This is a genomic window from Pedobacter sp. (assembly GCF_035566355.1).
GTDB lineage: Bacteria > Bacteroidota > Bacteroidia > Sphingobacteriales > Sphingobacteriaceae > Pedobacter.
Genome location: NZ_DATMRL010000009.1, coordinates 1 through 15,140, shown reverse-complemented (window position 1 = coordinate 15,140; position 15,140 = coordinate 1). Strand labels below are relative to the sequence as shown.

Below are 15,140 nucleotides of genomic sequence, written 5' to 3'. Positions count from 1 at the left end.
TTTTTTTGTTTAGGTTCATAATTTGGTTATTTATTTGATTTATATATTGTTTATAATTTGATTTGAATCGTTTCTCCCTCACGGATGGTGTAAGTATGTGTATCTTCTCCTTTGTTCACTATAACCCCGATTTTATCCTTATTTTGCCTTACAATTCTCAGATCGAAAATAGTGTCGAATGCATGGATATTCCTTAAGGACATCTGCTTCCAGCCTTTAGGCAATCTGGGCGTGCAGCTAAAACTATTAAACCCTGTAGGCCTCATGCCAAATAACCCCTCAATAAAGACCCTGCAATACAAGCCACTCTCTGCAGAAAGGTGTCTCTGACTGCCTTCGGGATAGGCCTCAACAGGATATGGTACATGTTCGCCCAAAAGCCTTCGGCGTGAGTAATAATGAAGAAATGTCATAGCCTGGTCTGTCGCGCCCGCCTGCAGTACACCACGAAGGGCATACAATGTGGACCGGTCCCAGAAAGTTTCTTTACCTGCCTCTGTCGCCAAACCGTCAGCAGTCCAAAGCTGGGGTGAAAATAAAGCCCCAATGGTTCCCTTACTTCTGTTGTAAATTCCCATAGCAAGAGGCATGCTGATCCATGCACGCAGCGTCGTATTCGTTTCATAATATTTATAGGTATCGAAACCTCCTATATAAGCACCAAAATACTTCTCGATATTAAGCTTAAGTCTGCCGGCACGCATCTTGTAATCCTCAACTTCCTTTTCAGGCAGATGCAATTGCCTGGCCAGCATCGATGCCGAAACAAGGGCATCGTAATATAGACAGTTGGTAGACAAATTCGCCTTTCCAGAAGGGAACCGGCCTTCCAGTTCATCGCTTTGCGATTCCACTACCCCCTGGTCATTGATATGCCTGCGACAATATTCCAGACACCAGCTGATCAGCGGCCATAGTACTTTTGCAGAGTCCACCTTACCATAGGCAAGTGCAAATCTGGAGGCACCATAAGCAATCATGGCCTGATCTCCCCTGTCACCAGCCCCTTTCCATACGGCATCTCCCTCAGCCACGATGGAACTTGGCAATGGCTTGTATTCCGGGTTCATATAAGTTGCAAATAACCGGTAACAATTCATAGCAGACTGAATACCAATACGATCCCCTGAAAAAGCAAAATAGGGACTGACATATTCAGCCTGATCATTTGCCCATATCGCAGCATAATATTCCAACCCTCCCGGACCATGGAGATATCCGCGTTTGGTCTTAAAAATACTTTCGGTAGCGCGTATTTTCGCAAAAGCAAAAGCCGTATTTAAAATGGTATCCGGCGTTTCCAGTTGCAGGGGCTGCAAAATCTCGACAATGCGTTTACCCCTATTATTTTCTTCCAGATCAGGATTTACAGGAAAGGGCTTTTCGGGATGATCGGTGGCGAAATAACAAACTGCAAAAGTGGTGGACCGGCCAGGCTCCAGAACACGTCGACCTTCATTCAGCGTCTTCATCACCACCGTATGTGGCGATGATTTGCTGCGCAATGTATCCGTTGTTACTGAACGGTTTAATTTCTCCATCGACAGCGTTACCGTTTTGCCCCCTGTATTGGTGACAACAAATTTTTCAATGACCATGGGCTGATCCACAGAAGGGAACAGACTGTGCTCAATTTTCACGCCATCGGGTTTTCCGGTTTCTGCCATGATCCGCATTATACCAGAATGGTTAATACTTTTGGCAATCACAGCAGGTAACGGCTTGTTATTGATATACATCCGCGGTAATTCATTATCCTCAAAGGTATAAGCAATATGACTCCTGGTTTCATCGGGCAGCATCCGGAAGGTTGGAAAAACCACCTTACGGCTTAATCTTATAACACCCGCCTGATCAACTTGATAAGCAACCCAAAGAGAAACCTTTTCACCAGACATCTCGATATGGTCCGAATGTGGCAATCTTTCACTTATACGCCAGTTTATACTTCCATTTGGCTGTATGACCCACCGGTCCTTTTGTTCCGGCGGATTTGTTTCCTGGCTGTATATTGTCAAATTGACAATTAAAAGTAGAGACGTGAGTAAGGCTTTCTTCTTCGGGGATTTCATGAGTTTATTTTGATCGTTTAAAAAATTGTATTAAGATTTGGCATCAATTTCTACATGCATTCCGGGCTTTATGTTCACCTGCACCCAACTGATCACTTTTCCATCTCTACTGATTTCCTTTTTTGTGGTCAGTAAAGTTCCATTGACACTTGCATAGCGGTAATTTCCGGAGAAAAAGGCCTTCCATTTAAAAGACCTGTTTCCTAAATTGTAAATCGCCGATTGATGGACATTCTTGTGGCTAAGGTTGATTCTGGTCTGCAACACAGATAAATTATTGACTGCAGCAGAGCCCCCGCTGTTACTTTTAAATAAAGTGCCTATTGTCATTACATGGGCATCGGGACTAATACCCATAAATCCTTGTATAATGCCATCGATCACACCGAAAGAAACCTCCGGATACTCCCTTCTGGGCGTAGCGGGATCTGAAAGGTAGAGGATGTATTTTCTTGCCTGATCCCAATCACCGTTCTTATAAAACAAATAAGGATAATAGGAAGTGCATTCCATATTGGTCTTTGTTGCGGCAATTTGTGCCAGCTGGCCCTTAACCCTCGACCTATCCTTCAGGACATCAAACCAAAGCAGAAATGGGGTTGGATCGTCATTGACGAATTGGCCGTCGCCGCTGTGATAAGCAAAATAGCGACTCTGGCTACTGTTCCACCAGTCAGCTTCCAAACGTACCCGGTAGCGCTCCGCTTTCTGAGCATACAATTTAGCTTCCTGCTGCTTTCCTTTTGTTGCAAGTATCTCTGAATAGGTTTGCAGCCCGCGATAAAGCGCAGCCACAAGGTCAACTCCCGTTCTCAGGTTTGAGATTCCCTCCGAGTAGGAAGGCAACCCACGACAACTCTGAAAAGGATCCTTCTCATCATAAGGGATCGGAGTATGGAGATGCGCCGGTCTTTTTAACAAAGAATCAGCAGAGAGCACCCAGGTATTAATGTATTCCTTAACCGTCTTTTCCTGGAAGTGTACAAAAGCCGGATCGCTGATGTAATCTTTATTCCCTGTCCAATGATAGAGCCTCCAGGTCGCAAAAAGCACGTCAAAATTGGCTGGCAAATTGTACCAGAACTCTTTATCGCTCCTGTAATCTTCAGGTGCGGGCTTTCCCCATTTATTTATCTCCCAGTAGGAACACCAATCTTTTGAGGCCGAAATATTTTTAGCAAACAAAGTAAACATATTCAGATTTTCCCTGCTCAATCCGAGTATCTCGGCACCAATACTCTGATGTGCTGCATCACGCATGCAGAATGCATATCGCGACGGGAGTGCCGCTTCATACCATGCGCCTACCGGATCGGTATCCGCTCCTTTATAATGTAGTGCCATGTCTTTGGCCCAATTAAAAGCACGTACAAGATCTTTGTCGGAGGAAGTAAAACTCACGTTTACAACCTGTGCCGAGGCAAAAGAAAATCCATAAAATACAAACACCAAAAGGATCGATTTATATCGCCGTAAAATCATAGTATATGAATTGAAATTGATTCGCATTTGTAAAAACTACTGACCAGAAAAAGGCTTCTGCAAGAAACAAAATACAGTATACGTCCAATCTCCGCATCCCCTTGGGGTAGCAAATAAAGAATTTGTTCATCTGGTCTAATCTGGTCTACAGCACAATAGTAAATAATTACTTTTGTATCTGCAAATTTTATTTTACAAGAACCAGTGGAGAGAAAACAACAAACATCAGTATCATCAACAGGATCAGGATTCCGGCATAGAAATGTCTGTTTTTCCATAGCTCAAGATCTACTAAGTTATTCGTCTTGAGTTGATAAGGCACCGACATGGGATAGAATTTGCCAATGAGGAGCATGATGCCACAAGTGATCACAAACAAAATTGCCAGAATATGTAAGAAATGGATATGGATGTTGAAGACCAATTGAGTCAAGCCATAAGAAACGATGAAAAAAGTCAATCCTATTTTTGCGGCCAGCGGCGGCACTTTTCTGGTGACCAGACCAATAAACATAATGGTGAAAATAGGCACATTAAAAAAACCATTTACGGTTTGGACATACGTATAAAAGCCGTGTTTAACCAAAATAATCAAGGGCGCAATCATAATAGCAATTAAACAAACTACGATCTGGAACAACTTAGCGCTCCAGATCAGTCTTTTTTCAGGAACAATCTGCAACCGTTTCTCCAGCCAGGGTTTGTATATATTGAGTATAAACAAAGTACTTGAACTGTTCAGACCGGCATTAAAAGTAGTTAAGGCCGCACCAAAAATTATCGCCGCAATAAATCCGGAAATAATGGGTGGAGATACCAAACGGTTAAGCATAGGAAATACCTCAGCCGGGTTCTGTATACCCGCAAAAACATGTACTGCAATCAAGCCCGGCACACACAAAAATAAAGGAGAGATCAGTTTCCCTAAACAGGCCACCGCAATCCCTTTCTGGCAGGTTTTGAGGTCCTTTGAAGCCAGAGCCTGCTGAACAATATATTGTTCTGTTCCCCAGTAATACAAATTTACAAGTAACATGCCGGTAAAAAGGGTCCCAAATGGGATGGGATCAGAAGATGAACCTATACTATTAAAATGATCCTTCTGATTCGCTAACAAAACATGTATACCTTGTTGGATACTGCCATGTCCAAGATACTTAAGACCAAATACCGGTAGCATCAGCCCCCCGGCAAAAAGCCCCATACCCAATAGCATCTCTGAAATTGTGGTGGCTTTCAATCCGCCCAGTATTGTAAACAAACAGCCAACCGATCCCAATATCCAAACCAATATCCAAATACTGGTGCTATAATCTACATTAAACGCAGCTGAAAAGTTGAACAATCCGTTCATAGCCAAGGCCCCACTATACAATACGGATGGTAGTAGGTTAATAATATAGCCGAACAGAAATATCATGGATACAATTTTCCCAACACTGCGGTCATACCTTGCAGCGAGAAAATCGGGTGTAGTCGAAATACCAAGCCGGATATACATTGGCATAATAAACTCAGACACCAGCAACATAGCAAGAACAGAGGTAATTCCCCATGCCATAACCGTCATATTGTGGGTATAAACAAGTTCATTTTCACCTATAATGGTAGACGTATTGATATTGGTAAAGAGTAACCCGCAGCCAACCTGAAAAAATGCAAGTTTTCTATCTGCCAGAAAGAAACGATTTAAAGTATCCGCTTTTTTACGCCTGGAGTTATACAATGAAATGAAGGCAACTGAGCCAATAAAAAGCAGAAAACTTGAGGCGATAATCCAATTCATATGGATCTTTAAAGTGTAGTTCTTTCAAATAAGATCATAGGTACGGTGAGCTGTATATCTTGTTGCTTTAAAACTGCACGTCCGGCCAATATACCCATTTTCGAAAAATCAGCAGAAAATGTAGTGATACCTATAATTTCTTTCGCCGGCTCATCATTGGAGGAGAGCACCCCGAGGTCTTTTCCCGGTACAAGTTTTTTGCCTATACAATCTCTCATAATCTGCCATAGTGCAAAGTTATCCAAGGTAAAATACACCTTCCCTTTTTCAACTGTTCCAGCGATATATTCCTTTTCGATGCGGCCTTTGATATTGAAATCTTTAAGGAATTTTTTAAATGACCCGACAATCTCTTTAGGATCCAGGGAGATTGGAGAGTGATAAAAAATAAATTCATCAAACTGCCGGATCCTGGGTGCAAGCTTCGAAAAGACTTCATAAGAAGAATTTCCAAACTCCTGTGTAATATGGTTAAAAACACCATCCAGGGGTTCAAAGCGATCAAAAATTAAAAGTTTGCTCCGTGGTATCATTTCCAGCAATTCTTTGGTCTGGGGATGAGGTATTGGCGCAATTACATACATCCCGTATTTGCTTTTTATTTGTGATAAAATGGTGCCAAATATTTCGATGTCACCATGATGAAAATAAGTATTCAGGTTAACTTTCTGACCAATCTCGTGTCGAAAATTCCGGTAGAATTGTTCCTCAAAGGTATCAAGGTTATACATCAGCAATGCGACATTCATTATCCTGTCTGTATTGCCGCCGCCTACAAAATACCCTTGTCTGTTCTTAGACTCTACAATACCCCTATCGATGAGTTCTTTATAAGCCTTTATAACTGTTTGCCTGGAGAAGCCAAGTTCCTTCATCATTGCCTTTACCGTAGGAAGCATTTCATTCTGATTAATGATCTTCCCGTTGACGGCATTAATAATGCCCTGAACAAACCTGTCATGCTTGGAATATGAAGGTATATCCCCTAGTATTTGTATTTCCTTAAAAATGCTATCCATGAGTATGTAAACGCCAAAACCAATTCCCTATTTGGTAACCCGCCTGGTCTTTCCTCTCAAATGTGACAAAAAGGAGTGTACAAAAGAAATTTTTGCTGAATTTATTGAAATTTTTACTTCCAAAACCTTCACTCTTCACCAAAAATCGAGGTAATTGTCTATCCTACCAATTTATAAATTTGGTTAGATTACTAATTCTGGATATCTTGGCACAGCAACAAATCAGGGGCTATTACCTCATTAGTTTTTACGCAATACGATATATTTAATGGATACAAACAAGACCGCTACGACAATTCTGCAAACAAAACAACACTTTGAGATTCTTGACGGATTAAGGGGCATTGCTGCCTGGGCCGTTGTCATATTTCATTTTATGGAATGGGCTTACACCGATTCTAGCCAGAACTTTATCGGACACGGCTTTTTAGCTGTCGATTTCTTTTTTTGCCTTTCGGGATTTGTGATTGGATATGCTTATGACGATCGTATAGGAAAAATGGGCATTCTCGAGTTCTTTAAATCGAGGGTAATCAGGTTGCATCCGCTGGTTATCGCCGGATCAATATTAGGCCTTCTGGCATTTTTGTTCGACCCATTTGGAGGTCATCTAGAATTATATAGCAGCAGCAAGATCATTCTTACATTTTTGTGTTCTATACTACTTATTCCATTACCCGTAATAGCAGACCGTGGGTTTAACCTCTTCAGTTTCAATGCGCCGGCATGGTCTTTATTTTGGGAATATGTTGCTAATATTGTTTATGCATTTGTACTTTATCGAATTCGCCGCAGCTTCCTGGTATTTTTAACCCTACTCGCAGCCGCAGCTATTTGCCTGGTGAGTTACCGTTCGGGCAATTTATTGGGCGGCTGGAGCGGTCCTACCTTTTGGGACGGAAGCGCCCGGATATCCTATTCTTTTTTAGCCGGACTACTTATTTACCGTTCCAATTGGATCATCAAAAACAAGCTGGGATTTATCGGCTTAGCCATCTTATTGTTTCTTGCTTTTATAATGCCATCTTCAAAATGGAATTGGTTATCAGAACCTTTGGTCGTACTTGTTTACTTCCCCTTACTAATCGCATTGGGTGCAGGGGCTACTTTAGCTCCTGGCTTGAAAAAGTTTTGCGTCTTTTCAGGAAAGATCTCTTACCCATTATATATGACACACTATGCGGTGCTATGGATGTTCGGTAATTACTATACAACTCATAAGGTAAGCACTACGCAACTGTCTTTGATAATTATAACCGCGCTGGTACTATTGACTGGAGCAGCTTACCTCATCATGGTGATTTACGATATCCCCGTTAGGAAATATTTAACCGATAAACGGAATAAAGGACTCGCTAAACAGTAAGCTGGTGGTGACTAACGGCTCTACCGTATAAGCGGTTAATATTGTGCATTTATTAGTTAAAAACAGACCTAAAGTACCTGCGTATTCTTTATAGTTTTACAAGAATAAGGAACTGATGAAGCAATCTAACCATCATGAACGCTTCATTACCACTAAAAATAAAACTATATACTGATGAAAACGTATAAAGAATTCTTGGGTATCATCCTGTTTATTGCTGTTTTAATACAGGGTAACAATACCGCTAAAGCACAAAATGGAGACCAGATATTAGATGGAATCGGCGAGACGGGAATGATTGCACGCTACGTCTTTGACGGAGATGTCAAAGACTGGTCCCGAAATAATTTACATGCTAAATTTCAAGGTACAGGGATCAAATTCATCAATGACAATCGGTTTGGAAAAGTTTTGTCGCTTTCTGGAGATAATAACAGTTTTCTCACGATTCCTGGAGAAGCACTAAAGGATATAGAATCGCTCAGTATTTCAGGTTGGATATACTTGCGTTCGGATCTTCCGGGCCAACGCTTTTTTGATTTCGGAAAGGACGCCAATAGACATTTTTTTGCAGCACCTGTCGGGACAAATGCCCAAAAAGGCTACCAGACATTAATAACCGCAGAAAAGGGCAATAAAAATGGTGCGGTTTCTCCGGCAATTGAATTGAATAAGTGGGTTCATCTGGTTGTAGTGATAGATGTTCCTTCAAAATCTATGACCACCTACGTCAATGGTAAGCCAGCAGGCGAAACTAAGGATATTCCAGCAGAGTTAACGGAGGTATTGGGTCTGCAATCAGGAGAAAAAAAACTACTTTATATCGGAAAATCGCTGGTGCCAGGAGACCCCAATCTCAATGCATTGATACATGATTTCCGTATTTATCGTGTTCCCTTAAGCAGAAGACAAGTTGCCGGAATTTATAGCAATTCCCTGGGTGGCATTCATGAAGGTCCGGCAAACAACGGAAAGCATGACGATGATCTGCCGCATTTTTCTCCAACTGAGGCACAGTTGTATAATGCTTATTTAGTTCATGTATCCGATGTAGAAGTGGAAACAGAAGTAGGAAACCTGCCGCGATTACCAAGTTATCTACAGGGAACCTACCGGAATGGAATGAAAGGTCCAAAAGTACGTGTACTGTGGCCCGCTCCTATCGAAAACAGTGCTGTTCTCAAGCCTGGACACTACACCGTTACTGGATGCATTGCCGGAACGGATTTTCAACCAAAAGCATTTATCACAGTAAAAGAATCCGGCAAATCAACTACGCCAGATTCTAAATTGGAAACATTCAATTTAGATCAGGTTTCTTTGAAAAGTGATGCTTATGGCCACGAAACGAAATTTGTCGAAAATCGCGATAAGTTTATACGGACATTAGCCAAAACCGATCCAAACTCCTTTCTCTATATGTTCCGCCACGCTTTTGGCCAGAAGCAACCCGAAGGTGCAAAACCATTGGGTGTATGGGACAGTCAGGACACCAAATTAAGAGGGCATGCTACAGGACATTATCTTACGGCAATTGCACAAGCCTATGCCGGCACAGGGTATGACAAGGAACTTCAAGCCAATTTCTCCGAAAAAATGGAGTATATGGTAAATACTCTTTATCAGTTATCACAACGATCAGGAAAGGCTAAAGATGCAGGTAGTCAATATGTGTCCGATCCAACAGCAGTACCATATGGCCCTGGAAAATCAGGTTTTGATTCAGATCTTAGTGATCAAGGTATCCGTACTGATTATTGGAACTGGGGCAAAGGATACATTAGTGCCTATCCGCCCGATCAGTTTATTATGTTAGAAAACGGAGCTTCGTACGGAGGTCAGAAAAATCAGGTTTGGGCCCCCTACTATACCTTACATAAAATCCTGGCTGGCTTAATAGATGTATATGAAGTGAGCGGTAATAAAAAAGCGCTTGAAATAGCTACTGGCATGAGCGATTGGGTATATGCACGTTTGAGTCAATTGCCTCAGGAGAGACTGATTAAGATGTGGAATACGTACATTGCCGGAGAATTTGGAGGTATGAATGAATCCATGGCCCGCCTGTACCGAATTACCGGTGATAAGAATTACCTGAAAACAGCACAATTGTTTGATAACATAAAGGTATTCTATGGCGACACGGCACATTCACAGGGTCTGGCCAAAAATGTTGATTCATTTCGTGGACTGCATGCCAATCAACATATACCTCAGATTGTAGGGAGTATAGAAATGTATCGTGTTTCCAATAGCCCGGAATATTACAGAATTGCGGATAACTTCTGGTATAAGACTGTTAATGACTATATGTACAGTATCGGAGGAGTTGCAGGTGCACGTAATCCGGCCAATGCGGAATGTTTCATCAGTCAACCCGCAACACTGTATGAGAACGGATTCTCTGCCGGAGGACAAAATGAGACCTGCGCCACGTATAATATGCTAAAATTGACCAGTGACCTGTTTCTCTTCGATCAGCGGGCAGAGTTAATGGATTATTATGAGCGTGGCTTGTACAACCATATTTTGGCCTCTGTAGCAAAGGACAGCCCTGCCAATACCTACCATGTTCCGCTCAGACCAGGCTCTGTCAAGCAATTTAGTAATGAGGATATGACTGGTTTTACCTGCTGCAATGGCACTGCGATTGAGAGCAGCACCAAGCTGCAAAATTCCATTTACTTTAAAAGCAAGGATGGCAATGCGCTTTATGTAAATTTATATATACCATCTACGTTAAAATGGACAGAACGCCATATAACAGTAGAACAAACTACCAGTTTTCCAAATGAAGACCATACCAGCCTGACGATTCGTGGCAATGGAAGATTTGATGTGAATGTACGTGTGCCAGGCTGGGCAACCAAGGGATTCTTTGTAAAGATCAATGGCGTAGAACAAAAATTCCAGGCCGATCCAGGAACTTACCTTAAAATAAACCGACAATGGAAAGACGGCGATATTATAGAATTGAAAATGCCGTTCCAATTTCACCTGGATCCGGTTATGGATCAGCAGAACATAGCCAGTCTGTTTTACGGCCCCATATTACTGGCAGCTCAGGAGCCTGAAGCAAGAAAAGAATGGCGTAAAGTCACCTTAGATGCCCATGATATCAGTAAGTCAATTAAGGGTGATCCACAGCAATTGGAATTCACTATTGATGAGGTAGTTTTCAAACCATTTTACGAAACATACGGCCGCCACTCTGTTTATCTGGATGTTACGTTAAAATAGATCTTTAGATCAATCATTCAGAAAATCCATAGAAGAATCAATTTCATTCCTCAAGATAACGCAATGCAAATTCCACCCAGTCCTTTACCGAACTGTCCATATAGAGATCTGGTTGAATACCAATATTGTCTATTGGATAATCAGGTAGGCGCATCGCCCGGTAGGTCGGCATAAAAACCTGGTAACCCGGACAGCCAAAATCTACCAGGTACGCATTGCCGTAATCTAACGCACCATAACTCGGCTTGCCTATTACCTTCACCTTTTTACTCTGCTTTGCAATGAACAAAAAGTACTCGGCCGAGCTCCCTGTCGCTTTATCTGCAAGAACAACAATGTTTCGGGGGCTCTTGGCTGCTGGCTCAATTTGTTCAATATAAACCGGCTTACCAGTATCAGTAAAATTCACAAAACTGCCCAGATTTCCCCGTAGTTTATCTATTTGTTTGTCTATTCCCTCTGTTGATGTATTTTTATCCAGACTGTTTTTATAGACCAAAAGATTGTTAATATAGGTTTGTGTGGCCAAAAATTCTGCACCAGTGTTCCGTACGGATTTTCCAGAAATATACGGAAGAAGTTTTTGATAAGCATCTGTTGTCCCTCCGGGATTGCCACGGAGGTCAATGATTAAATTCTCACTCTCTTCAATATTCGTACGGTTCTGTAAGATCAGTTCATCAATTTCTTTAAGATGCTGATATTCAAAACTCGGCAATTTAAGAATAGACGTTTTGGTGGATAATTTTTTGAAATAAAAACCGGCAATCTCCCTCAGTTTTTCTTTCTGTTGAGCAACGCTTACCAATGGCAAGGGTACCTCTTTAATCAAGGCCACTCCTACTTCATCCATAAACAAAATACCCTCTTTATATATCTTATAACGCCCGTTTTTTTTCGATCTGTCTAGTAACGCATACTCAAAAGAACTATCCCGGAATAATTTAAACTTGATATCTCCAGCTCTCCAAAGCATTGATTTTGCATTAATAATAAAACCTGTATACTCATTCTCACTCAGTTTTTTGATTCCGATTTTATAACCTTCAGTTGACCACACTCCTTCTAACACATCTTTCGTCATCTTAACCTTATCCTGGAAATCCCGAATATCGAAAGTTACGGATTCTGAGTTACCACCGCTGTTTGAAGAAAAAGGAGTTCCATTAGAACCGACCCATAAATGGGGATCTCTGAAGAAATCGGTATACATCTTAAGTATTTTTCCGCAATCGAGGCCATCCACGTTTTTGGCCTTTGAGATCAGGTTCTTTGTTAATTCTTCATAGGGGAATCTTTCCCTGGTCTTTACAGTAAAACCGGGATATTCGGTTTCTACCTTCTTTATTAGCTTTTCCAGTACTATAGTACAATTACAACTGGATTGCTGTGCATACATCGATAATGAAAATATATGGAAAGCAAGACAAAATAATAATGTTTTCATATTAAATAATATTGAGCTGCAAACATAGCTCAGCCACTACAACCAAAATTGTAAAAATGTAAACCGTTATATAAATAGCCAGACATTTGCATTTACTGTATCCACTTTTTTAAAGAAAGCATTCGGATTCACATTGGTCAATTGTTTAAAATCCCTTATCAAATGTGATTGGTCATAAAAAAGGCTCTCATATGACAGTTCTGTCAGGTTCCTGATATCTTTTTGTTTCTTTATCGCCTTTCTGAACCTATGGATCCTATAGAATTCTGAAGGCGGCTTACCAATATTCCTGGTAAAGAGCCTATTGAGATATTGTCTCGAAAAGTTATTACTCCTGGCAATATCCTCTATCTTCAAACCAGATTCTATATCAGATACAATGCTTTCCATCAATCCCGGTTCTCTTATTTCAAGTTTTGACATCCAATAATCTTCCAGACTTTGCCGCTGGAAAGTCCTGTCACTTTCCAGCAAAATTCTCTTCATCGCTGGTATAAAATCCGCAAAGGGAATAAAATCCAAGGTATTTTCCATTTGCAAAAGTTCATGAGCATTACTAAAGAGATAATTGATCGCCAAGGGTTTGAAGTAGATCGTGATCTCACTTATGCTGCCCTCTACCAAAACTTCGATGGGTGAGATATATCTCGACACAAAATTGGCGATGATGTTTTCTTGCAGCGAAGGTGTAATGGTAATTTTGTTATTATTTGCCTCAATCTTAATATCCCGGCTCACCGATACGATGAAGAAGTTGTTTGGAAATGTCCAATAATGTAACCGTTCACTATTTCCATCTGGAGAAATAAAATAATACCCCTCTATGTATCTTTGCAAAACCTGATTTACAGGTCTGTAAAACTCCATTCTCATCTTCAGTTTCGGTTTGATATGCGCTAACAGACAAATATAATAATTGAATTCAACTGTTCGATCGCGTTCACAAATTGTTCATTAACGAACACAACATTATTAAAATAAAAAACAAAACACTGATTAACAAACACATATAAAATTAATTTGGATTTGGCACAAGCTTGGCCTATATGGTATCAAATAGTTAAATATAGCCATGAAAACCTCAATCAAAATCCAAATCACAAGAGCACTTACAGCACTACTGTTCGTAACAGCTGTCCTTCCAGTAAGTGTCTTCGCAACAGATAAAAACCCAATAAGGACTTCCAATATGACTCCAATCCGAAAAATCTCTATAAAGGGAAATGTTGAGGTGACGATGGTCCAGGGATTACCTGAAAGCGTTTCCTACACAGATGATAATACAGGTCGTGTAAAAGTTATAAAAACAGGTGGCGTACTCCGAATTATCGGCAACAGTCAAGAATCAAGCAAGCTCTTTATTTATGTAAATGACATCTACAGAATTGAGGCAGAAGACAATGCTGTAATTAAGACTGAGGGCTGGTTAAAGACGAGATTCCTCCAAATATTCTTAAAAGGAAATGCCAAAGCCGATATCCGCACAAGTACTCAAGGTCTATACACCTCTCTCCATGATCATGCCAACTTAAAGTTAAGCGGATCTACCGACGATCATACGCTGGAAATCGGTGACACTCAAAAATTGAACGTCGACAATTTTGTAGCTTCCAAGACCCAATACCTTTCAATGGAAACATTAGCCTTTGAAAGGAACTCTAAATAATATTAGAGAAATAACCATAGAGTGGAAGCGCCTGTTAACTTCCACCCTATGGCTTTTTATAGTCTACCAAACACTTCCAACATTTTATTTAAAGCAAAAGCCAAAACAATATTACCAATCGTAAAACTATACTGCGCTTATTGCTGGAGAATTAGAACAAACGTGTTTTCAAACAAAACTTTCTACTTCTGAACTGAGATCAACAACATCATTGGCCTACGGAGTTCTTCTTTCATTTCCGGAAAGTCTTTCAGCATTTTCTCACTCGGTATCGGTTCTTTAATTTCTACAATTTTAAACCCCACTTTTAAAAGCACATTCAAGTAGGTGGAAAGTGTTCTGTGATATTTTAATACCTTTTCTCCCAAAAACTCCGTATTTCTTTTTCCTTCCTTAAAATAATCATCCACAGGCCAGTAAAGTTTTTCACCAGCTTCATCATAAGCCCAATCCTGCTTTCCCTCAGCGGTAAAAACCGGATGTTCCGCAGAGAACACCAGGTAACCTCCCGGTTTAAGGAATTGATAAATATTTTGAATAAGCTTTTCAAATGACTGAATGTAATGAAAGGTCAGGGAACTAAATACAACATCAAACGTTTCCGGTGGATAAACAGCATCTTCAAGCGCAACATTATCATACTTAATTTCATCCTTGCTGTTAATCTGCTTTGCCTTTTCAAGCATCTTCTCAGAAATATCTACTCCTACCACAGATTTTGCCCCATTTTCAATCGCATATCTACAATGCCACCCAAATCCACATCCCAAATCGAGCACATCCTTTCCATTAAGATCAGGAAGCATTACCTTCAAAACATACCACTCTCCAGCGCCTTCAAGTCCCTTTTGCGAACGGTTCATCTTTCCATACTGCTCAAAAAAAGCCGGATCATCATATTTATTCTCTTTCATTAGATTATTTTAAGAGCTGTTCCTCAAAAACAAGTTACTTTAAAACAAAAATACTCATTACTCCTTTATGATCCGTAGGCCAGGTTCCTGGAGGCAGAATAAAAATATCCGAACTGGTCTCTTCCACCCGTTCATTTTTCACAATAGA

The 15,140-nt window shown here is 40.7% G+C and carries 10 protein-coding genes; 3 read left to right on the top strand and 7 right to left on the bottom strand.

What is annotated here, in order from left to right:
- Positions 1-50: 50 nt before the first annotated feature.
- The 4 genes from VNZ46_RS00365 to VNZ46_RS00350 all read right to left on the bottom strand — a co-directional run bounded on the left by VNZ46_RS00365 (position 51) and on the right by VNZ46_RS00350 (position 6,359).
- The gene (locus VNZ46_RS00365; RefSeq protein ID WP_325558085.1) at positions 51-2,072 is read right to left on the bottom strand and encodes a hypothetical protein; all 2,022 of its coding nucleotides are present in this window, start codon (positions 2,070-2,072) and stop codon (positions 51-53) included.
- A 30-nt stretch (positions 2,073-2,102) separates the two neighbouring features.
- The gene (locus tag VNZ46_RS00360) at positions 2,103-3,554 is read right to left on the bottom strand and encodes a hypothetical protein (protein ID WP_325558084.1); all 1,452 of its coding nucleotides are present in this window, start codon (positions 3,552-3,554) and stop codon (positions 2,103-2,105) included.
- A gap of 187 nt (positions 3,555-3,741) precedes the next feature.
- A complete protein-coding gene (locus VNZ46_RS00355) occupies positions 3,742-5,340 on the bottom strand; it encodes a solute:sodium symporter family transporter (protein WP_325558083.1) in 1,599 nt (532 codons plus the stop codon).
- Between the two features lie 8 nt (positions 5,341-5,348).
- On the bottom strand, positions 5,349-6,359 hold the full coding sequence (locus tag VNZ46_RS00350) for a winged helix-turn-helix domain-containing protein (RefSeq protein ID WP_325558082.1): 1,011 nt from the start codon (positions 6,357-6,359) through the stop codon (positions 5,349-5,351).
- 268 nt (positions 6,360-6,627) lie between these two features.
- Between VNZ46_RS00350 and VNZ46_RS00345 the strand changes: the two genes are divergently transcribed.
- Together VNZ46_RS00345 and VNZ46_RS00340 are read left to right on the top strand one after the other, a co-directional pair.
- Entirely contained in the window at positions 6,628-7,725 is a 1,098-nt protein-coding gene (locus VNZ46_RS00345) for an acyltransferase (RefSeq protein WP_325558081.1), read from the top strand.
- A 174-nt stretch (positions 7,726-7,899) separates the two neighbouring features.
- Positions 7,900-10,965 (top strand): beta-L-arabinofuranosidase domain-containing protein, encoded by a 3,066-nt coding sequence (locus VNZ46_RS00340; protein ID WP_325558080.1) that lies wholly within the window; start codon positions 7,900-7,902, stop codon positions 10,963-10,965.
- Positions 10,966-11,008: 43 nt separating this feature from the next.
- Here VNZ46_RS00340 and VNZ46_RS00335 read toward each other — a convergent pair whose 3' ends face one another.
- The gene (locus VNZ46_RS00335; protein ID WP_325558079.1) at positions 11,009-12,412 is read right to left on the bottom strand and encodes a S41 family peptidase; all 1,404 of its coding nucleotides are present in this window, start codon (positions 12,410-12,412) and stop codon (positions 11,009-11,011) included.
- 66 nt (positions 12,413-12,478) lie between these two features.
- Positions 12,479-13,285, bottom strand: a complete 807-nt coding sequence (locus VNZ46_RS00330; protein ID WP_325558078.1) for a helix-turn-helix domain-containing protein — start codon at positions 13,283-13,285, stop codon at positions 12,479-12,481.
- A gap of 316 nt (positions 13,286-13,601) precedes the next feature.
- Between VNZ46_RS00330 and VNZ46_RS00325 the strand changes: the two genes are divergently transcribed.
- The gene (locus VNZ46_RS00325) at positions 13,602-14,078 is read left to right on the top strand and encodes a GIN domain-containing protein (protein ID WP_325558077.1); all 477 of its coding nucleotides are present in this window, start codon (positions 13,602-13,604) and stop codon (positions 14,076-14,078) included.
- Positions 14,079-14,260: 182 nt separating this feature from the next.
- On the opposite strand, the gene VNZ46_RS00320 is transcribed toward VNZ46_RS00325, so the two are convergent.
- Positions 14,261-14,992: a methyltransferase domain-containing protein gene (locus tag VNZ46_RS00320; protein WP_325558076.1), complete on the bottom strand. Its 732-nt coding sequence runs from the start codon at positions 14,990-14,992 to the stop codon at positions 14,261-14,263.
- Positions 14,993-15,140 lie beyond the last annotated feature (148 nt).

Coding starts and splice junctions, on each gene's coding strand:
- VNZ46_RS00350 (WP_325558082.1), bottom strand. CDS start 6,359: ATGGATAGCATTTTTAAGGAAATACAAATACTAGGGGATATACCTTCA.
- VNZ46_RS00325 (WP_325558077.1), top strand. CDS start 13,602: ATGACTCCAATCCGAAAAATCTCTATAAAGGGAAATGTTGAGGTGACG.
- VNZ46_RS00320 (WP_325558076.1), bottom strand. CDS start 14,992: ATGAAAGAGAATAAATATGATGATCCGGCTTTTTTTGAGCAGTATGGA.
- VNZ46_RS00365 (WP_325558085.1), bottom strand. CDS start 2,072: ATGAAATCCCCGAAGAAGAAAGCCTTACTCACGTCTCTACTTTTAATT.
- VNZ46_RS00360 (WP_325558084.1), bottom strand. CDS start 3,554: ATGATTTTACGGCGATATAAATCGATCCTTTTGGTGTTTGTATTTTAT.
- VNZ46_RS00335 (WP_325558079.1), bottom strand. CDS start 12,412: ATGAAAACATTATTATTTTGTCTTGCTTTCCATATATTTTCATTATCG.
- VNZ46_RS00340 (WP_325558080.1), top strand. CDS start 7,900: ATGAAAACGTATAAAGAATTCTTGGGTATCATCCTGTTTATTGCTGTT.
- VNZ46_RS00355 (WP_325558083.1), bottom strand. CDS start 5,340: ATGAATTGGATTATCGCCTCAAGTTTTCTGCTTTTTATTGGCTCAGTT.
- VNZ46_RS00345 (WP_325558081.1), top strand. CDS start 6,628: ATGGATACAAACAAGACCGCTACGACAATTCTGCAAACAAAACAACAC.
- VNZ46_RS00330 (WP_325558078.1), bottom strand. CDS start 13,285: ATGAGAATGGAGTTTTACAGACCTGTAAATCAGGTTTTGCAAAGATAC.